20 protein-coding genes are annotated in these 17,435 nt (G+C 50.0%); 12 read left to right on the top strand and 8 right to left on the bottom strand.

Going from position 1 to position 17,435, the window contains the following annotated elements:
• The first annotated feature begins 79 nt into the window (after window positions 1-79).
• Genes KK083_RS22620 through KK083_RS22610 form a run of 3 tightly spaced genes read left to right on the top strand, consistent with a single transcriptional unit; the run spans window position 80 to window position 1,922 of the window.
• Window positions 80-1,381, top strand: coding sequence for a sialidase family protein (locus KK083_RS22620; RefSeq protein ID WP_254167817.1), 1,302 nt, complete (start codon window positions 80-82; stop codon window positions 1,379-1,381).
• A complete protein-coding gene (locus KK083_RS22615; RefSeq protein ID WP_254167815.1) occupies window positions 1,378-1,755 on the top strand; it encodes an RBBP9/YdeN family alpha/beta hydrolase in 378 nt (125 codons plus the stop codon). Before KK083_RS22620 ends, KK083_RS22615 begins: the two co-directional genes overlap by 4 nt.
• Complete coding sequence (locus tag KK083_RS22610) at window positions 1,716-1,922, top strand: RBBP9/YdeN family alpha/beta hydrolase (protein WP_254167813.1); 207 nt, start codon at window positions 1,716-1,718, stop codon at window positions 1,920-1,922. Before KK083_RS22615 ends, KK083_RS22610 begins: the two co-directional genes overlap by 40 nt.
• 1 nt (window position 1,923) lies before the next feature.
• On the opposite strand, the gene KK083_RS22605 is transcribed toward KK083_RS22610, so the two are convergent.
• Complete coding sequence (locus KK083_RS22605) at window positions 1,924-2,616, bottom strand: DsbA family oxidoreductase (protein WP_254167811.1); 693 nt, start codon at window positions 2,614-2,616, stop codon at window positions 1,924-1,926.
• 245 nt (window positions 2,617-2,861) lie between these two features.
• Between KK083_RS22605 and ahcY the strand changes: the two genes are divergently transcribed.
• A complete protein-coding gene (gene ahcY, locus KK083_RS22600) occupies window positions 2,862-4,172 on the top strand; it encodes an adenosylhomocysteinase (RefSeq protein WP_254167809.1) in 1,311 nt (436 codons plus the stop codon).
• Window positions 4,173-4,252: 80 nt separating this feature from the next.
• On the top strand, window positions 4,253-4,540 hold the full coding sequence (locus tag KK083_RS22595; protein WP_254167807.1) for a hypothetical protein: 288 nt from the start codon (window positions 4,253-4,255) through the stop codon (window positions 4,538-4,540).
• A 149-nt stretch (window positions 4,541-4,689) separates the two neighbouring features.
• On the opposite strand, the gene KK083_RS22590 is transcribed toward KK083_RS22595, so the two are convergent.
• Together KK083_RS22590 and KK083_RS22585 are read right to left on the bottom strand one after the other, a co-directional pair.
• Window positions 4,690-5,211 (bottom strand): anti-sigma factor family protein, encoded by a 522-nt coding sequence (locus KK083_RS22590; protein ID WP_254167805.1) that lies wholly within the window; start codon window positions 5,209-5,211, stop codon window positions 4,690-4,692.
• A gap of 5 nt (window positions 5,212-5,216) precedes the next feature.
• Window positions 5,217-5,774 carry an RNA polymerase sigma factor gene (locus KK083_RS22585; protein ID WP_254167803.1) on the bottom strand — a complete coding sequence of 186 codons (558 nt, stop codon included), beginning with the start codon at window positions 5,772-5,774 and terminating at the stop codon, window positions 5,217-5,219.
• 179 nt (window positions 5,775-5,953) lie between these two features.
• On the opposite strand from KK083_RS22585, the gene KK083_RS22580 reads away from it, so the two are divergent.
• The 3 genes from KK083_RS22580 to KK083_RS22570 all read left to right on the top strand — a co-directional run bounded on the left by KK083_RS22580 (window position 5,954) and on the right by KK083_RS22570 (window position 8,461).
• Complete coding sequence (locus tag KK083_RS22580) at window positions 5,954-6,319, top strand: DUF6249 domain-containing protein (RefSeq protein ID WP_254167801.1); 366 nt, start codon at window positions 5,954-5,956, stop codon at window positions 6,317-6,319.
• Window positions 6,320-6,575: 256 nt separating this feature from the next.
• Entirely contained in the window at window positions 6,576-7,025 is a 450-nt protein-coding gene (locus tag KK083_RS22575; RefSeq protein ID WP_254167799.1) for a hypothetical protein, read from the top strand.
• Between the two features lie 95 nt (window positions 7,026-7,120).
• Entirely contained in the window at window positions 7,121-8,461 is a 1,341-nt protein-coding gene (locus KK083_RS22570; protein WP_254167797.1) for a sigma-54-dependent transcriptional regulator, read from the top strand.
• Window positions 8,462-8,600: 139 nt separating this feature from the next.
• On the opposite strand, the gene KK083_RS22565 is transcribed toward KK083_RS22570, so the two are convergent.
• Together KK083_RS22565 and KK083_RS22560 are read right to left on the bottom strand one after the other, a co-directional pair.
• The gene (locus tag KK083_RS22565) at window positions 8,601-11,114 is read right to left on the bottom strand and encodes a hybrid sensor histidine kinase/response regulator (protein WP_254167795.1); all 2,514 of its coding nucleotides are present in this window, start codon (window positions 11,112-11,114) and stop codon (window positions 8,601-8,603) included.
• A gap of 344 nt (window positions 11,115-11,458) precedes the next feature.
• Window positions 11,459-11,611, bottom strand: a complete 153-nt coding sequence (locus tag KK083_RS22560) for a lmo0937 family membrane protein (RefSeq protein ID WP_254167794.1) — start codon at window positions 11,609-11,611, stop codon at window positions 11,459-11,461.
• Between the two features lie 238 nt (window positions 11,612-11,849).
• On the opposite strand from KK083_RS22560, the gene KK083_RS22555 reads away from it, so the two are divergent.
• Window positions 11,850-12,053, top strand: a complete 204-nt coding sequence (locus KK083_RS22555; protein ID WP_254167793.1) for a hypothetical protein — start codon at window positions 11,850-11,852, stop codon at window positions 12,051-12,053.
• 127 nt (window positions 12,054-12,180) lie between these two features.
• Here the strand turns inward: KK083_RS22555 and KK083_RS22550 are convergent, their stop codons facing one another.
• Window positions 12,181-12,864, bottom strand: a complete 684-nt coding sequence (locus tag KK083_RS22550) for a porin family protein (RefSeq protein ID WP_254167792.1) — start codon at window positions 12,862-12,864, stop codon at window positions 12,181-12,183.
• 340 nt (window positions 12,865-13,204) lie between these two features.
• On the opposite strand from KK083_RS22550, the gene KK083_RS22545 reads away from it, so the two are divergent.
• Entirely contained in the window at window positions 13,205-13,417 is a 213-nt protein-coding gene (locus KK083_RS22545) for a YtxH domain-containing protein (protein ID WP_254167791.1), read from the top strand.
• A gap of 344 nt (window positions 13,418-13,761) precedes the next feature.
• Here the strand turns inward: KK083_RS22545 and KK083_RS22540 are convergent, their stop codons facing one another.
• On the bottom strand, window positions 13,762-14,946 hold the full coding sequence (locus KK083_RS22540) for a phosphoglycerate kinase (protein WP_254167790.1): 1,185 nt from the start codon (window positions 14,944-14,946) through the stop codon (window positions 13,762-13,764).
• A 240-nt stretch (window positions 14,947-15,186) separates the two neighbouring features.
• Window positions 15,187-16,170 carry a LysR family transcriptional regulator gene (locus KK083_RS22535; RefSeq protein ID WP_254167789.1) on the bottom strand — a complete coding sequence of 328 codons (984 nt, stop codon included), beginning with the start codon at window positions 16,168-16,170 and terminating at the stop codon, window positions 15,187-15,189.
• Window positions 16,171-16,271: 101 nt separating this feature from the next.
• On the opposite strand from KK083_RS22535, the gene KK083_RS22530 reads away from it, so the two are divergent.
• Window positions 16,272-16,688, top strand: a complete 417-nt coding sequence (locus tag KK083_RS22530) for an OsmC family protein (RefSeq protein WP_254167787.1) — start codon at window positions 16,272-16,274, stop codon at window positions 16,686-16,688.
• 143 nt (window positions 16,689-16,831) lie between these two features.
• Window positions 16,832-17,347 carry a GNAT family N-acetyltransferase gene (locus KK083_RS22525; protein WP_254167785.1) on the top strand — a complete coding sequence of 172 codons (516 nt, stop codon included), beginning with the start codon at window positions 16,832-16,834 and terminating at the stop codon, window positions 17,345-17,347.
• The last annotated feature ends 88 nt before the right edge of the window (window positions 17,348-17,435 follow it).

Here is a 17,435-nt window from a genome sequence, read left to right as displayed (position 1 = left end):
CGGTGGAGAAAAAGGAGAAGGATCATGGCCGGGGTCCCTGACCCGGGTGCCGGCCCAAACCGCTAATTCATTTGTTTGCATGAGGGAGGTAAAGTTTTTTGCAGTGCTGTTTTTTGCACTTCTTTCGGGTGCCGTTGATGCCCAGTTCAAAAACATCAGGCTTGACGAACAAACCACCGATAATTACAGCTGCGAACCCAGCATCGCCATCAACCCGAGGGATCCCCTCAATATTGTGGCGGCATCGGTGCTCAATAATGTTTACTATACGAAGGATGGAGGCGCCACCTGGCAAAAGAAGAAGCTTGAATCGACTTCTGGCGTCTATGGCGACCCCGCGCTCATTGCCGACACCCATGGCACTTTTTACTATTTCCACCTTTCCGATCCCACCGGTGGCAAAGGCGATTATGAAAGTGAAAAGCTCGACCGGATCGTGGTGCAGATTTCCGGCGATGGGGGAGAGACCTGGAGCGATGGAGAATCCATTGGCCTCAACCATCCCAAAGACCAGGACAAGCCCTGGCCGGCCATCGATATGAAGAATAACCTCTATGTAACGTGGACCCAGTTTGATAAATACCGTGATACCAACCCCGACTGCCAGTCCAACATCATGATCAGCACGTCGAAGAACGGAAAAAAGTGGAGCGACCCCGTATCGTTGTCACAAAACCCCGGCGATTGTCTCGATGATGATAACACGGTACAGGGAGCGGTGCCAGCGGTATCGTTCGATGGAAAAATGTTCGTGGCCTGGGCCAAGGGGGGAAAGATCTTTCTTGACCGATCTTTTGACGGCGGCCGGATGTGGCTTAGTAATGATATTGCCATTGCAGATCAGCCCGGTGGCTGGAACATGAAAATTCCGGGGCACGACCGGAGCAACGGCATGCCTGTGCTTCTGACAGACCGGAGCAAGGGACACTACCGTGGAAGCCTCTACGTGCTGTGGGCCGACCAGCGGAGGGGAGAAGATGATACCGATATCTGGTTCACCCGTTCCAACAACTTCGGCGACAACTGGTCAGCACCGACCAGGGTCAATGACGACGGTCCCGGTAAACACCAGTACCTGCCGTGGATGGCGGTTGATCAGACGACAGGCTACATCTATGTACTTTATTATGACCGCAGAAACCATGACGACCTGCAGACCGATGTGTACCTGGCTTACTCCGTGGATGGAGGATTGCGATTTAAAAATGTAAAGATCAGTGAGGAACCGTTCACACCGTCGGGCAACAGCTTTTTTGGAGACTACCTCAACATCGATGCGTGTAAAGGGATTATCACGCCGGTCTGGACACGCATGGACAACGGCAAAACCAGTGTGTGGACCGCGGTGATCAGGCATGAAGACCTCGCTGCCACCAAATGATGAGCTTCCGATCCAAGATATTTATCCTGCCGGGATTGGGAAATTCCGGTGACCTGCACTGGCAGACCTTATGGGAGAAAAAATTTCCGGACTTTACGCGCATTCATCAGCAGAGCTGGGACCAGCCCGTGTGTGAGGACTGGATCAGCACGATCGACACTGCGCTCAAGAATCTTCCGTTGAACGAGGTCATCCTCGTAGGCCACAGCCTCGCATGTTGTACGATCGGCTACTGGAGCATACGTTACAAGCGAAAGATCAGGGGAGCGCTCATGGTTGCACCCAGCGATACCGAAGCTGAAACTTACCGCCCGGCACTACCGGATTCAAGCCGATGCCGCTGGAACGAATTCCTTTCAAGACCATCACCGTGACCAGCACCGACGATTTCTACGTGACCCCCGAGAGGGCGCGTTTTTTCGCCAATGCGTGGAAGAGCGAGCTGATCACCCTCGAAAATGCCGGCCACATCAACGCTCTGTCATCGCTGGGTGAGTGGAGCTTTGGCCTGGAGCTGTTGCAGAAGCTCGATCAGCAATAAATTAACAATTGGTGCCGTCGACATCACAAGCCTCACCTCCGTCTGTTGTGACAGGAGCGGTGGCGATCTCTTCGAATGCCTTGATGAACGATTCGCTGGGTTGTGCCCCGGAGATGCCGTACTTATTGTTGATGATGTAGAAGGGTACGCCTGAGATGCCTATCTGCTGAAGCTCACGTTCAGCCATTTCGATCTCCACAATGCCTGTATCGCTTTGTAAGAATTGTTCAACCTTCACTTTGTCCATGCCGGCCTGCTCTGCGATCTTCACGAGGTTTTCATTTTTAGAAAGGTCTGTACCATCGGTGAAGTATGCTTTGAACAATGCTTCAACCAGGGCTACATGGTTGTTGTCTTCTTTGGCAAGCTGAATAAGGCGGTGTGCATTGCGGGTATTGGGGGATACGTTCTGCGATGCGAAATCGAATTTCAGTCCCTCGCGGGCTGCGGTGGTGGTCACGTTTCCGGTGATCTGCTGATAACGCTCTTCGCCACCGAACTTCTTGGCCAGGTATTCTTTCTGGTTCAACCCCGAGGCGGGGATTTGGGGATTCAGCTCAAACGGAAAATATTCCACTTCGAAATCGAACTTACCCGAAAGCTCATGCATGGCTTTTTCCAGCCTGCGTTTGCCGATGTAGCACCAGGGGCACACCACGTCGGAAACAACTCCTATTTTGATCTTTGGCTTCATAGCCTTCAGAACATGCGTATTGGATCAATAGTTCTGGGAGGCAGTAGGCAGTAGGCAAAAAAGCAGTAGGCGATGCTCTCCACAGTCGATGGTCCATGGTCCATAGCGGCGAGGCAGAATCACAATTGGGCCCCTATTCTTGATTCCAAAACGCCCCTTCCATGGACTATCGACCATCGACCATGGACTAGTTTATTAACGACCTTTATCTTATTTTTGTCCTCCCAAATAAGCAACAGAAAAAAATGACAGTAGACGAGAAGCTCAAATTCAAGGTAAAAGACCTTTCCCTGGCTAGCTGGGGAAGAAAAGAGATCAAGTTGGCTGAGGCAGAAATGCCCGGTTTAATGGCTACGCGCGAGGAATTCGGCAAGCAGAAGCCTTTAGCGGGCGCCCGCATTGCAGGCTGCCTTCACATGACCATTCAAACCGCGGTACTGATCGAGACGCTGGTGGAATTGGGCGCTGAAGTTTCCTGGTCGTCCTGTAACATTTTCTCTACCCAGGACCACGCCGCTGCTGCCATTGCTGCTGCAGGAATTCCGGTTTATGCCTGGAAGGGAATGAACGAGAAGGAGTTTGACTGGTGTATCGAGCAAACGCTGTATGCTTTTAAGGACGGAAAACCGTTGAATATGATCCTCGACGATGGTGGTGACCTTACCAACATGGTTCTGGACCGTTACCCTGAGCTGGTTCCCGGCATCCGTGGTATCTCCGAAGAGACCACTACCGGTGTGCACCGACTCATCGAGCGTATGCACAATGGCAAGCTCCCGTTGCCCGCTATCAACATCAACGACTCGGTAACAAAATCCAAGTTCGATAACAAATACGGCTGTAAAGAATCACTGGTGGACGCCATTCGCAGGGCAACCGACGTGATGATGGCCGGTAAGGTAGCTGTTGTTGCCGGATATGGCGACGTAGGCAAAGGTTCTGCAGCGTCATTGCGTGGTGCCGGTGCCCGTGTTATCGTTACGGAGATCGACCCTATTTGCGCGTTGCAGGCTGCCATGGATGGATACGCCGTGCGCAAAATGGACGAAGCCGTAAAAGACGCTGATATTGTTGTGACCGCAACCGGTAACTTCGGTATCGTGCTGGGCCGCCACTTCGAGATGATGAAAGACAAGACCATCGTTTGTAACATCGGTCACTTCGACAACGAGATCGACGTGGCATGGCTGAACAAGAACGCCGCCAGCAAAGATGAAGTGAAGCCTCAGGTGGATCTTTATACCTTGAAGAATGGCCGTCAGGTGATCCTGCTGGCAGAAGGCCGCCTTGTGAACCTGGGTTGCGCCACTGGCCACCCTTCGTTTGTGATGTCTAACTCGTTCACAAACCAGACCCTGGCCCAGCTCGAGCTTTGGACCAATACCAAAAAGTATGAGAACAAAGTTTACATGCTGCCCAAGCACCTGGATGAGAAAGTAGCGCGCCTGCACCTGAAGAAGATCGGTGTTGAGCTCGAGACCCTTACACCGGAGCAGGCCAAATACATCGGTGTTGAAGTGAAAGGCCCCTTCAAACCTGATTACTACAGATATTGATCATTGTGTTTTGAATAATAAAAGCCCCTCGAGGAGTCGCGGGGCTTTTTTATGTGTCAACTTTTGAGAAATCGTTTGAGATGAAAATTTTTACCCGTTTAATGCTCCTGGCCGTGGTTGCCATGAGCGGTTTCACCCCTGTGCAGGGAGACAATGTAGAGTTCATCTGCATGAAGATGCACAAAGCCTCCAATACCTGTTATTTTAATTTCAAGGTGGATGGTGGAAAATATCGTTACACCGACATCGGCTGCAAGAACACCAAAAAGAAGAACGAGATCATTCAGCAGGCGAAAGAAGGACAGCTGGCGCTGCAGAAAGATTGGAAGATCGAGTGTCCGGAAGTGAAAGAGCAGCCCGGGCAGTAGGTAGAACTTCGATCCCAATTGGTGCTTCGAGATAGAAGTTGACAATTGACAAACGAACAATTGACAAAGTTTGAGGTGGGACAAAACGTGATGGGCTGCTCAGCCCTGGTTGTCAATTGTTCCCGATGACTATCGGGATTTGTCAACTGTCAATTGGTCCCCATTCTTCTCTGAAACCAGGGCTTCAACACTGCCCTGTCAAGCACCACAAAGGCCAGGGCGAGGTTCAGCAGCACGATGATGTTGACCATGAGCTTGCCATCGATCGCAATGCTGGGAAGCGTTTGACGAATGTACCGTTGCGTAACCGTGAGGCTGTTGAGATCAAGGGTGGCTGTGTCGTTGAAAGCGCCTGCCGCCAGCAATATTACGGCCGTGGTCATTACCACAACGACACCCACCAGCAGCAGAATGCCATTGCGGATGGATAATCCTGACCGCAGCGGATACTGATCCAGCCGGCTCATGACGGTGCTCGTAAAATTTTTGGAGGGCTGTTCCGTAGTGGATTGTTTCAATAAGCTGTCGGCAGCCTGCAGTGCTTCAAGACGTTTCTGCAGCTCTATGTCCTGCCGGAGCAGCTGCTCAAACGCTTCCCGCCGGGTTGGCTCCAGCACGCCATCCAGGTAGTCTGACAGGGTCTCTTCGATGTGCTGTGATAACTTCTTCATAGCGCCTATAAAGTTAATGCTTCTTTCTGTAAAATGTTCTTCAATTCATCAGCCACCCGTTGACGCGCCCGGTGGATGCGTACCTTGACGGTGTTTGCCTGCATGCTCATGATCTCCGAGATCTCCTCCAGTGAAAATTCCTGCATGTAAAACAAGGTAAGGGCGGTGCGGTCGGCTTCATTCAGCTTGGCCATGGCCTGCTGCAGGTATCGCTGTTTGTCGTTCTTTTCAAGGGTAACGTCAGCTTCCTGGTGGTATTCGATCACCGCGGTGTCGATGCTCTGGAACTGGTGCCGGTGTTTTCTTTTATAGCTGATGGCCGTGTTGAAAACGATCCTGTAAAACCATGTAGAGAACTTGGATTGGCGGTTGAAGCCCGAAAGGTGATGGAAAGCCTTGATAAAAGCATCCTGTGCCGCCTCCTCCGCTTCAGGCCGGTTTTGAAGGATCTTCAGGGCAATGGTATACGCATAGCTCTTGTACCGGTTCACAAGCTCCGCGTACAGGTTTTGCTCGCCGGCCAGTACCCTGTCGATTATCGCAAGATCCAAAAGGTTCGTCATGACTTTTGCCTTGGACGCCAGTCGGTAGTTGTAAGTTACAGATTACAGATTTGAAGTTTAAAGTTTCAAGTTTAAAGTTCGTCGAGCGTTGAGTTATTGAGCCCCAACTTTAAACTTCAAACTTTGTAACCTGAAACTAATAACCGCGTCAAAGCGGCAAATCAACGAATTTTAAAACTATGGAAGTTGCAATTTTTGGTATCATGATCCCGATCGTCGGCATTATCGGTATTGTTGTTATGGTGATATACCTGCGGAGATATGAAAATGAAGAGCGGATGGCCATGATCGATAAGGGCCTGGACCCTGCGCACTTCGCAAAAAAGCCACGCACCACTTCAGGCGCGTTGCGGGCTTCGCTGCTGCTGATCGGCGCGGGCGTAGGACTGCTGCTCGGCTATTTCCTGGACGCTAAGTTCTACATGGAAGAAGTTGGCTACTTCTCGATGCTGCTGATACTCGGCGGCGCCGGCCTTGGAGCGGCTTACCTGATCGAAGAAAAAAAGATCAGGCGTGAGGCGGAAAATGACAGGCGCACGCTGTAAGCAGCGATACCGCTTAAGCGACATTATCAAATGCGTATATCCATTACGTTGTAACGCCGGCTGGCTTAAAAAAGCCGGCGTTTTTGTGCACGATTTTCAACATGCTTGTAGAAAGATTCAACAGGTCGGCGTGTGGAAATGACGGGGCCAATTGCTAAGTGTCTGGGAGGCAATGTATTGTTTTTAAAAACAACGCGGTGGCATAACATTCGGCTATAGATGAACAACAAGATGTTCAACTAAAACCGAAATGAATATGAAAAAAGTAATGTTAGCCTTCTGTCTGTTACTCGGGGGTATTGTGACGTATGCACAGCAGCAGGATTCCACATCGAGAGACCAGCAGCAATCACAATACCCAACCATGCAAGGCCAGGATCAGGACCGGGAAAAGATCAACTCACGTGACCTGCCCGATGCTATCAAGAGATCACTCGAAGGCCAGGAATACCGGGGATGGCTCGTAAACGCCGCATACAAATCAAAAGGCACTTCCGACATGAATCAAAGCGACACTACCTCTTCCTCATCTTCAGGCCAGCAGGACACTACGTCGGTATCAGGAAATACTGGAAATACCGGAGCCTATGCGCAGGAAATGTATGTGGTTGAGCTGAAGAACGGTGCGCAGACCAAAACTGTAAGGTTTGACAAAGACGGTAAAAAGCTTGACGGTCAGGGCCCTGAAGGCCAGGACAACAAGTAACCACCTGCGTCAGATCGCCCTCCACTTAGAAATAAAACTTGACTACCGAGAAAGCTGGATTTATTCCAGCTTTTCTTTTTATTTTCAGCCTTGATATGGCTTCCATTCTACTCGTCGAAGACGACCTCACTTTTTCAAGGATACTGGAGGGTTTTCTTACCAAACACGGACATCAGGTTACCCTCAGCAACAAGGGAAAGGAAGGGCTGAAGACCTTTCAGTCGCGTTCTTTCGATATGGTGCTTCTGGACTACCGCCTGCCAGACACCACGGGGATGGATATTCTCTTCGAGATCAAGAAGGAAAACCTCACGGTTCCCATCGTGATCATGACCAGCTTTACGGATATCCGTACCGCTGTAAAAGCGATCAAATCCGGCGCTTTCGAATACATCACCAAGCCTGTAAACCCCGACGAGCTTTTAATGATCGTGCAGCAGGCCCTGAAGAAAGAAAAGAGGCCTGAAGCCGTCACCATCACGCCGGTCAAAAGCCAGTTTGTTGAAGGCAGCAGCCCACTCTCAAAACAATTGTACGATTTTGTGAAGCTCGTGGCGCCCACTAACATGTCTGTGCTCATTGAAGGCGAAAGCGGCACCGGCAAGGAGAATGTGGCGCGTATGATCCATCAGTTGAGTCCCCGCTCTAAAGCACCATTTGTGGCTGTCGACTGCGGAGCGCTCTCCAAAGAGCTTGCAGGAAGCGAGCTGTTCGGCCACGTCAAAGGAGCTTTTACCGGCGCAGTGCTGGATAAAGTCGGGCAGTTCGAAGCGGCGCATAAAGGCACCATCTTCCTCGATGAGGTGGGCAACCTCTCATACGAAGTGCAGGTCAAGCTGCTCAGGGCTATTCAGGAACGGATCATCCAGCCGATCGGAAGCAACCGTGAGATCAGGGTTGATGTGCGGATCCTCACCGCTACAAACGACGACCTTGCCGAAAGTGTCAGGAAAGGTGAGTTCAGGGAAGATCTCTATCACCGGGTGAACGAATTCAAGCTGAAGGTGCCTTCCGTCAAAGAGCGGGGTGACGATCTTTACGAGTTCCTCGACCATTTCAGAGAGTCCGCCAACCATGAGCTGGGACGAAATGTAAAAGACTTCGACCGTGAGGTGCTGGAGCTTTTTGAAAAATACGACTGGCCCGGTAATCTCCGTGAAATGAAAAACGTGGTGAAAAGGTCTGTGCTGCTGTCAAAAGGAGATACCATCAGGCTCGATACAATTCCCCCTGAGATGTTGGAAAGTGTACGCCAGGTGCACCGCGAAAAGATGGGCACCGTGTATGACCTGAAGGCCCTCCAGGAAGTGCAGGAGCGTGAGATGATCATCAAGACCTTACAGGAAGTTCGCTACAACAAATCCAAAGCCGCGCGCATCCTCAACATCGATCGCAAGACGCTCTATCTTAAGATGGAGAAATACGGCATTGAATAGTTGCCGGTTGCCAGTTGCCTGTTACCGGTTCGGTTGGTGTTAATTTCGCTACTTGTTTATTATCCGAGCATCGAGTTTGAAATTTGGTAGTGAGATTCAGACTACCTTAACTGGTTATCTGGTAACCGGCAACTGGCAACTAGTTCAGTTGTTCCATCGTTGTGAGCCTGATCTGCACGATCATCTCGTCTGCTTTTTTGGCGGCGCGGCTGATCTCCGGTGCGAGATCGTCGATGCTGTAGCCTGCCACGAGTTTTCTTTCAATGCCATGCAGCTTTTCTGATAAGGAGCGGATGCCGAGCTGGGCAAACCTGCCCGACATTTTGTGAATGATCTCCCGCATGGCGGCCTCGTTACCGGCACTGAGCTTTTCTTTGACCCGCACCAGGTCATCCAGCGTTTCTTCCACAAACTGGGCTACGATTGACTGAAAAAGCATTTCATCGCCCAGGGTCATCTCCCGCAGCTGCGAAAGGTTGGGACGCTCGTCAACAGTTTCTTCTTCACCGGCCGCAGCTACATTCAGCACTTCGAGCAGCTCTCTTTCATGGAAGGGCTTGGGAAGTATGGTATCGAATCCTTCCTTCAGCAGGCTTTCGCGCTCTTCGGGCAGCACGTGGGCTGTAAGGGCAATGAACCTCGTAGCGCTTCCATATTGCTTGCGCAGCGAATGACACAGGTCCACACCATTGATGTCGGGCATTCGTATGTCGAGGAAGATGTGAGAGGCCTGCGCATCGGGTGGTACGTCGAGAAGATCACGGCCGCTGTTAAAAGTGGAAAAGTCGATCTTGTTCTTTTTGAGGATAAGGGCACACAACCTGACGATCAGCGGGTCGTCATCAACAACGATGACCTTGCCTTTGAATGAAGGGGGGGTGGCAGTCCTGGCGCTTGCGGTCTTACCAACAAGGGAACCCGGCGCTTTTTCGAAACGCAGCACCACGCGGAAGCAGGACCCGATGCCTGGCTCGCTTGTCACTTCCAGTTGCCCGTGTTGTACGTCTACCAGCGATTTTACGATGGTGAGTCCCAGGCCGGTGCCGCCGTAATTTTTAGCGATCAGCGTGTTGGCCTGCTCGAACTGGTTGAAGATCCTGTCGAGGTCACTCTTTTCAATGCCGATACCGGAATCGGTTACTTCAAAAGCGCACGATACGTGGCTGCCTTCGTCCACGGTGTTAACGGTGAGCTTGATAAACCCCCGGTTGGTGAATTTTATTGCGTTGCCGATCAGGTTGTAAAGGATCTGACGTAAACGGAACGGATCGCCCGTGAGGGTAAATTCAGCGGCTTTCTCGTGGTCGAGCAGAAAGGTAAGGTGTTTGCGATCGGCCTGGATGCGCATGGCTGCTTCGATCTCCCTGACCAGCGCCATCACTTTGAATTTCTCGCGGGCCATGGTGAAATTACCCGAAGAGATCCGGCTATAATCGAGCACTTCGTTGACGATGTGGAGCAGGTGCTCGGATGAGCTGTAGATGGCCTCCGCCTCTTCTTTGGCGGCGGCAGTGTTTTTCTGTTTCAGCTGTTCTGCAAACCCGATGATCGATTGCAGGGGTGTGCGCAGCTCGTGGCTCATGTTGGCCAGGAAGCGCTGCTTTATCTTGGTCAGCTCTTCCGCCTCATCGCGGGCTTTTTCCAGCTGCTCCTTGTAATAATTGCTTCTGCTGATGTCTATCCAGATCAGGTAAACCAGAATGGCGGCGGCCACGAAGAAACAAAGCATGAGGATGTTGGTGCGGCTGATGCTCTGGCTCATGACCGATACCGCATGACTGTTATTATCGCGCATTTGCTGGAATTCCTCCCGTTCCACCTCGTGAAGAATGCTGAGCAGCTGGTTCACGAAGAGGCTGTTGGAATGGATGAGCTCGAGCTCCTGGCGCTGGAGTTTTTTCTGCTGCTGTTGCTGCTCCCTTTCCATTTCACGCATGATCTTTTCGATCTCCAGCAGGGCCTCGTTCTGCCGGGCAACGGCCAGGGTATCTACTTTCACGCTTAGCTCTTCCTGTACCTTGATCCTGGGCGTATCCAGGGGCTGCTGTTCTTTCTTTCGGCTGAACAGTTTTTTCAGGAACGACCGCTGGTCACCCTTTTTCAAGGATACTGTATCACGAAGGTAAGTGGTAGTGATCTTTTTTTGCGTGGTGATCAACGTAGTGTCTATCGCGAGATTGTCATTCTGGAGGATGGCGGCAAGCGTATCGAGCTGTACGGAGAATTCACGGTTATCAAGCAGGTTTGCCTTTACTTTCAGGTACGAGAAGAAGAGCTTGTTGCGCTCAGACAGGATCTCTTTCATTTCGTTGAGGCGGATGAGCTGTGCTGTATCCCACGGGAGCTTTTTTAATGAATCGATCATCGTGTTGAGCTCCGCGGATTGTTCCAGGAAGATATTATAAGGCGTGTTCGGGTTCTTGATCGCTTCTGCCCGCTGCAGCTGATCCAGCATGGTGATCTCTTCGAATACGCTGTTGAGGATGGCGAGCTTTTCATTGGGTGCTGAAAGCTCATCCACCGTGCTCATCAGCTCGCGGAAAGAGAATCGTGCGATGGCCAGTGCCAGTACGATGGCAATGGAGACCAGTAAAAATGCCGCAAAGATCTTGCGTACTACTGCCTTCAGTGAATGCTTGTTCTTGTTTGCCATTAAAAAAGGACATGATCCCTCAACTGAAAACACTTAAATCAACACCATTAACGTCCTTTTGTGGACTGTGCCGGCAAGTTTCAGACGAGTTGCTGATAATTTCTATAAAACGTTTGTGCCGTTGAATCAAGGGTTATACAAAAAGCAGGATTGCCGGCGTTAAGCTAGAGAACCTTCCCGATATCAGGATAGTATAATTATGCGGACGGCCAGGGGGTACGGTAAAAAAGCTGTCTCACAAGCCGGTCACATGGAGCGACAACGATAGCACTCGTGATGTATATCGCTTTGTCCCAACGAACGTACTGTTTTTGAGACAGCCTTTTTTTATTGTTTACCTGGTTTTAAACACTTCTTCCTCTGATCAATCGCAGCAAGATGGCAACCACCGCTACTACCAGGAGTATGTGGATCAATCCACCGACGCTGAACACGAAAGCGCCCAGGATCCAGCCGATGATGAGGATAACGGCAAGTACATAAAGTAAATCGCTCATGATTATGAATATTTGGTACACTGTTAAAAATCAAAAAGTAATGCCAAGGGAGGCGGTTTGACGGTGCCGGTTTTAAATATTCCGTCAGCGCCTTTAAGAGCGGCCGAACTGGGGAATTTTATACCTGATCCTGAGGTTTTTGCCGCAGCGTGTATTAGCGACCATGCGTTTTTTAAGCTTTACCAGCCGTTGGCATTAGTTTTTGTCTTCACAGAGCAGCTTTTAAATAATTGAGGTTATGAACATACTGAAGATCGTAGTGGCCCTGATTTGTGCGTACGGATTGTTTGTTTCTGTCTCGTATCTGTTGATGCGCCTGCTGTTCCCCAAGATCCAGATCGAGGAGGATGAAGAAGCTGATAAGAAGCTAAGGCCTGCCCGGACAAGGGCATTGAGAAGAATGAACCGGCCTCTGAAGCGGCAGAAGAACCTGGCGTATTAAGATTTCCGTCTGCTATCGGCACCTATGCCGGTGGCAACTTTCCCGAGTTCAAGATCTCTGCGAGGGATCCTGACATAAAAAAAACCTGGTCCGTAAACCAGGTTTTTTTCATTTCTTTCCACGATGGTTAATATCCTCTGCTGTATCCGTCTTCATCGTCGTCGTCTGCGTTCAGGTTGAACGACAGATACAATTGGGCTACCTGGTTTTTAGAACTACCGAGCAACCTTCTCGCGCCAGCTGATTCGGCAATGTTGTTCAATCCATAGTTATAACGTGCACCAAGCTGTGCGCCCTTGCCGAGGTTGAAGCCGATGCCGCCTACCAGACCGTAATCCCAGTGGTCGAAGTTGTCGCGATCGATGTCATCAAACTCGTTGTTCGGATCGTTGTCCATGTTCCTGATACTGGCGTTTAGCAGATAAGCCCAGTACGGACCGGCATGGATCTCGGCTGCCCTTCCAAGCTTGAACACGGCCAAGATCGGAATGTCGAGATAATTGATGTTGAACTTCACGTCGTGGTCTATGTTGTTAAGGTTGTTGACGAAAGTAACGCCGGTACCCTTTGTTGAATAGTTGATCTCAGGCTGGATGGCGAACGCTTCGCTGGAGAACAGCTGTGTGTAAACGCCTGCATGCCATCCGATGCGCGCATTTTCGTCGTCGACGTCATTAACATATAGATTACTGAGATTCAGACCACCTTTAAATCCTACCCGTGGGCTACGTTGTGCTTGTGCTTCTGCTATTCCTATCATCATCATTCCCGCACATAGCAACAAAGCAACATTTCCTAATACCTGTTTCATAATAATGTGTTTTGTTTAGTTGGACATATTTTCCTTCTGCCCATACTATATCGAAAGGCCGTGCCATAATTGTCTGTTCCGGCGCCTGTGTGCGTTAAAAAATGCAGGAGAGCGCTCTGAGGCTTGAAAAACAACGATAGGGCTGCTGCTTGTGCTCCAGTTACCGCTGCTTACACATGCATACGATTGCCGGGGACTGTGGAAAAAAATCCCAGCTGGCGATGGTTAAGCAACGAATTGTAGAAGGTAACTGTTTGAAAATCATCCCATTCTGCCGCTTCAGAACGGGCGCTTGGCAACTGGCACTATAATTTTTTTAACTACTGAAACGATTAACACAATGAATACAACTGCTAAGATCATTACAGGTTTTCTCCTGGGAACGGTTATCGGCGCGGTGACGGGGTTGCTTGCAGCACCAACGTCGGGAAAAAAAACGCGCAAGAACATTGAGAAGAAAACCAGGAAACTTGCCAAGCAGGTTGCAGGATATGTGGGCGCTGGAAAAGCAGCTTCACATGCCAAGAATGGCAAGGCACCTGTTGAAGCTTAACAACGAATGAATGACGTTGCATTTGCCCGTAAGCGGATGCACACAACAATAAACAGGGTAACGTGCCGGGGAAGTGCACTGAAACTTCCAAGGGGATAAGAAGTGGTTTGAGGAAATTGAGCAGATCGATCTGCGCAATTAGATTGAGTTACTCCGTTTTTGGGCCGTCATTACGCCTGATGACGGCCCTTTTTTTGATACAGATGTAGTGGGAATGAAACTTTAACAATAACAGATATTAAAACTTACGATAATGAAACGGAAGATCATAAGCATGTTAATTGGCCTTTGTATGTTTTTGCTACTCATGGGTATGCAGCTGATGCAATGAGCGTTGCTGCCCTCTACTCCAGTGCTTTAACACCAGGAAGCACTTTACCCTCGAAGTATTCCAGTAACGCGCCGCCACCGGTAGATACATAACTTACCTTTTCACTAAAGCCGAACAAGGCTACTGCAGCCGCAGAGTCTCCACCGCCGATCAACGAGAACGCTCCGCTTTTCGTAGCATCCACCACCGCCTCTGCGATCTTTTTCGTTCCGCCTGAAAATTTTTCCATCTCGAATACACCCATAGGTCCGTTCCACAAAATGGTCTTCGAACGTTTGACCACGTCGGCAAATACCTGCGATGCCTGCGGACCGATATCGAGTCCCATCCATCCGTCAGGAATGGCATTGTTGTTGGCAATGTTGGTATTGGCCTGTGCATCGAACTTGTCTGCTATTACCGAATCCATGGGCAGGTGAAGCTCAACACCTTTTGCCTTGGCTTTCTGAATGAGTTCCTTGGCCAGGTCGAGCTTGTCTTCTTCCACCAGCGACTTGCCTGTGTTTCCGCCCAGCGCCTTGAAGAAAGTGTAAGCCATGCCACCGCCGATGATCAGGTGGTTTACTTTGTCGAGCAGTTTTTCGATGATCAGTATTTTGTCAGAGATCTTGGCGCCGCCCATGATCGCGGTAAACGGTTTCTCCGCATTCTCCATTACCTTTTTAGCATTGTCAAGCTCCGCGGCCATTACCAGTCCGGCGCACTTCTCTTTGAAGAACTGGGCCACAATGGTAGTGGAGGCATGGGCACGGTGCGCGGTTCCAAAAGCGTCGTTCACGTAAACATCTCCGAGCTTTGAAAGCTTGTCGGCAAACGCGAGGTCGCCTTTCTCCTCTTCTTTATAAAAACGCAGGTTCTCCAGCAACAGCACTTCTCCCGGTTTCAAATTGGCAGCCTTGGTCTTCGCTTCGTCGCCGATGCAGTCTGCAGCGAACTGCACTTTTTTGCCCAGCAGGCTTTCGGTGGTGGAAATGGTATGTTTCAGTGAATATTTTTCTTCAGGGCCTTCTTTAGGTCTGCCCAGGTGAGACATCAGAATGCAGCTCCCGCCATCATTGAGGATCTTCGTCAGCGTGGGAATAGTAGCCCTGATCCTGTTGTCGTCGGTAACCTTGAAGCTTTTGTCGAGCGGTACATTAAAATCGACCCGGATCAATGCACGTTTCCCTTTGAAGTTGATGTCGCGTATGGTTTTCATGAATACTGGTTGTTGTTAGAACGGGGACGAATTTAAGAAATCATCCCTACTGATAAACAGATGATTGCCCTTTTTTCCGAAATCGATTGTGCTGGCCCAGTGTCCATAGTCCATGGTCGATGGTCCATGGCATTTGTGTAAAGCGGCAACATCTGTGTTCTATTCCCAGTGGCAGCCACTCAGATGCAAGGGCATGCCAGTTGAAGCAGCACTGCTCTTCCATGGACTATGGACCATCGACTATCGACTCTTTCCCTCTTTAAACTCCTCCACAACCTTCATAAAGTACGGTGAGTCATTCCACCGGATCCGTTTGTATTTTCTGTTCTCTTTCAGGGCTTCCGGCAAACTTTTCCAGATCACGTCGCTTAATTTTTCGAGTAATAATTTCCGCGTAAAAGAGTCGCTCACCACAAGGCTGATCTCCCGTACTGGCACCGGCTCCTTAAAAACTTTACAAAATCCGTTTTGCCATTCGCTCATTACCGACAGCCACGGAACCACGGCAAAACCCAGCGAAGCGCGAACCAGGTTCTTCAGGGTTTCTATCGAATTGATGTCGTACATGAACCGCTCGTGGTTCTTCTTTTTTCCCTTGCTGCAGATGTCCAGCAGCTGGGCGTTGAAGCAATACTCCTCCTGCAGCAGAAGCAGCTCCAGCTTATCTTGTTCCCGCAGCTGATAGGTTTTTTCCTTGAGCGCCGGGTGGTTCGGGTGGAGGTAGGCGATGAACGGCTCATGAAACAAGGGAAACTCCCTGAGGTTAGCATTGCCCGTGGGTGTTGACATGATGGCCACATCGATCCTGCCCGTCTCCAGGCTGTTCATGAGCTCTCCGGTTGACGACTCCCTGATCACAAACTTCATCTTCGGCAGCGTTTGCTCCAGCTGGCGGATAAAGAGCGGTACGAGGTAAGGCGAGAGCGTGGGGATAATGCCGATGTTCAACGTGCCCTGCAGGTCGTTCTTTTTGTTGATGACGAGGTTTTGAATGCTCTCCGTTTCCCGTAGCACTTTTTTGGCCTTTTCAATGATCTCTTCACCGATGGGCGTGGGGGTAAGCGGCACCCGTGACCGGTCGAAGATCTTCACACCGATCTCTTCCTCGAGGTTTTTCAGCTGGATAGTGAGGCCTGGCTGGGTGATCGCGCAGAGTTCGGCAGCGCGGGCGAAATGCCTTTCCTGGTCGAGTGTAATAATGTATTTGAGTTGCTGCAAGGTCATGATTATAAATAATTCTTATGCGATCACAATATTATTAATTTGATTTATCATTGCCAAGCCTGCACCTTTGAGCCATCAAAAACACAAATTGTTTAATCACTATGAAATTTACACGCAAAGCTTCCGCCCAATGGAAAGGCACAGGCAAAGATGGCCTTGGATCACTCACCACAGACAGCACCGTATTGAACAAAACACAGTATTCGTACAAAACGAGGTTCGAGAACGGCGCGGGTACCAACCCGGAAGAGCTGATCGGGGCGGCGCACGCAGGATGTTTTACCATGCAGCTGAGCTTTTTGCTCGACGCGGCCGGCTACCAGGACAAACAGCTCGACACCGAAGCCCATGTAGTATTTGAAGACGGCGCTATCACCCAGATCCAGCTGAAGCTCACCGGAAAGGTTGATAAGATCTCGAAGGCTGACTTCCTCGAAATAGCAGAGAATGCAAAACGTATTTGCCCCATCTCAAAAGCGTTGAATGCGACGATCACGTTGAGTGCTGAATTGAAGTAGAAAGCCAAACCGCAGAGGTCGCGGAGAATACGCAGAGGGCCGCAGAGCCAGGAGAGAGTGTTTTGCATTCCTCCGCGTTCTTTGCGGTTTCTCTGCGCCCTTAGCGGTTTTGCATTTCATTGAATTTGTTGATATTGGTGTTTATGAATAACCACCACATCGTCAACACAGAAATGGCAGACCTTCCGCTGATCCATGAGCTCTTTCAACATTCGATCAGCTATCAGGAAAAGAAAGGTTACCCGGTATGGAAAAACTATGACAAGGATGCCATTACCAGAGACATTCGGGAAAAAAATCAATACAAGATCGTTGTCAACTCCACGGTTGCCATGGTCTTCAGTGTTGCCTATCGCGATAAGATCATCTGGCGCGAGATGGATAGGGGAGAGTCTGTTTATCTTCACAGGATTGTGGTGAACCCCGCCTTCAAGGGTCAGAAACTTTTTGGATCGATTCTTCAGTGGTCGTTGGATCACATTAAGGAAAAAGGATTAAAGTCTGTGCGGATGGATACCTGGGCGGCGAACCCGACGATCATTGAATACTATAAAGGTTTTGGATTTAAGGTGGTTGAGAATTACACCACACCGGATACACCGGAGCTACCTGTTCATAACCGGAACCTGGCGTTGACGTTGTTGGAGTATGGATCGTAGGATCGTTGAATGCGGTTATTGGGTTGTTGGTTGTTGGTGAAGAACACCAACCACGGCACAGGTTGTTGGTGAAGAACACCAACAACGG

This window comes from Chryseosolibacter histidinae (genome assembly GCF_018598225.1).
GTDB classification, from domain to species: domain Bacteria; phylum Bacteroidota; class Bacteroidia; order Cytophagales; family Cyclobacteriaceae; genus Chryseosolibacter; species Chryseosolibacter histidini.
This window is presented reverse-complemented; position numbering and strand designations above follow the sequence as displayed.

What these genes read in the sequence shown, in the direction of transcription:
- KK083_RS22620 (WP_254167817.1), top strand. Translation starts at nt 80, where the DNA reads ATGAGGGAGGTAAAGTTTTTTGCAGTGCTGTTTTTTGCACTTCTTTCG.
- KK083_RS22615 (WP_254167815.1), top strand. Translation starts at nt 1,378, where the DNA reads ATGATGAGCTTCCGATCCAAGATATTTATCCTGCCGGGATTGGGAAAT.
- KK083_RS22610 (WP_254167813.1), top strand. Translation starts at nt 1,716, where the DNA reads ATGCCGCTGGAACGAATTCCTTTCAAGACCATCACCGTGACCAGCACC.
- KK083_RS22605 (WP_254167811.1), bottom strand. Translation starts at nt 2,616, where the DNA reads ATGAAGCCAAAGATCAAAATAGGAGTTGTTTCCGACGTGGTGTGCCCC.
- ahcY (WP_254167809.1), top strand. Translation starts at nt 2,862, where the DNA reads ATGACAGTAGACGAGAAGCTCAAATTCAAGGTAAAAGACCTTTCCCTG.
- KK083_RS22595 (WP_254167807.1), top strand. Translation starts at nt 4,253, where the DNA reads ATGAAAATTTTTACCCGTTTAATGCTCCTGGCCGTGGTTGCCATGAGC.
- KK083_RS22590 (WP_254167805.1), bottom strand. Translation starts at nt 5,211, where the DNA reads ATGAAGAAGTTATCACAGCACATCGAAGAGACCCTGTCAGACTACCTG.
- KK083_RS22585 (WP_254167803.1), bottom strand. Translation starts at nt 5,774, where the DNA reads ATGACGAACCTTTTGGATCTTGCGATAATCGACAGGGTACTGGCCGGC.
- KK083_RS22580 (WP_254167801.1), top strand. Translation starts at nt 5,954, where the DNA reads ATGGAAGTTGCAATTTTTGGTATCATGATCCCGATCGTCGGCATTATC.
- KK083_RS22575 (WP_254167799.1), top strand. Translation starts at nt 6,576, where the DNA reads ATGAAAAAAGTAATGTTAGCCTTCTGTCTGTTACTCGGGGGTATTGTG.
- KK083_RS22570 (WP_254167797.1), top strand. Translation starts at nt 7,121, where the DNA reads ATGGCTTCCATTCTACTCGTCGAAGACGACCTCACTTTTTCAAGGATA.
- KK083_RS22565 (WP_254167795.1), bottom strand. Translation starts at nt 11,114, where the DNA reads ATGGCAAACAAGAACAAGCATTCACTGAAGGCAGTAGTACGCAAGATC.
- KK083_RS22560 (WP_254167794.1), bottom strand. Translation starts at nt 11,611, where the DNA reads ATGAGCGATTTACTTTATGTACTTGCCGTTATCCTCATCATCGGCTGG.
- KK083_RS22555 (WP_254167793.1), top strand. Translation starts at nt 11,850, where the DNA reads ATGAACATACTGAAGATCGTAGTGGCCCTGATTTGTGCGTACGGATTG.
- KK083_RS22550 (WP_254167792.1), bottom strand. Translation starts at nt 12,864, where the DNA reads ATGAAACAGGTATTAGGAAATGTTGCTTTGTTGCTATGTGCGGGAATG.
- KK083_RS22545 (WP_254167791.1), top strand. Translation starts at nt 13,205, where the DNA reads ATGAATACAACTGCTAAGATCATTACAGGTTTTCTCCTGGGAACGGTT.
- KK083_RS22540 (WP_254167790.1), bottom strand. Translation starts at nt 14,946, where the DNA reads ATGAAAACCATACGCGACATCAACTTCAAAGGGAAACGTGCATTGATC.
- KK083_RS22535 (WP_254167789.1), bottom strand. Translation starts at nt 16,170, where the DNA reads ATGACCTTGCAGCAACTCAAATACATTATTACACTCGACCAGGAAAGG.
- KK083_RS22530 (WP_254167787.1), top strand. Translation starts at nt 16,272, where the DNA reads ATGAAATTTACACGCAAAGCTTCCGCCCAATGGAAAGGCACAGGCAAA.
- KK083_RS22525 (WP_254167785.1), top strand. Translation starts at nt 16,832, where the DNA reads ATGAATAACCACCACATCGTCAACACAGAAATGGCAGACCTTCCGCTG.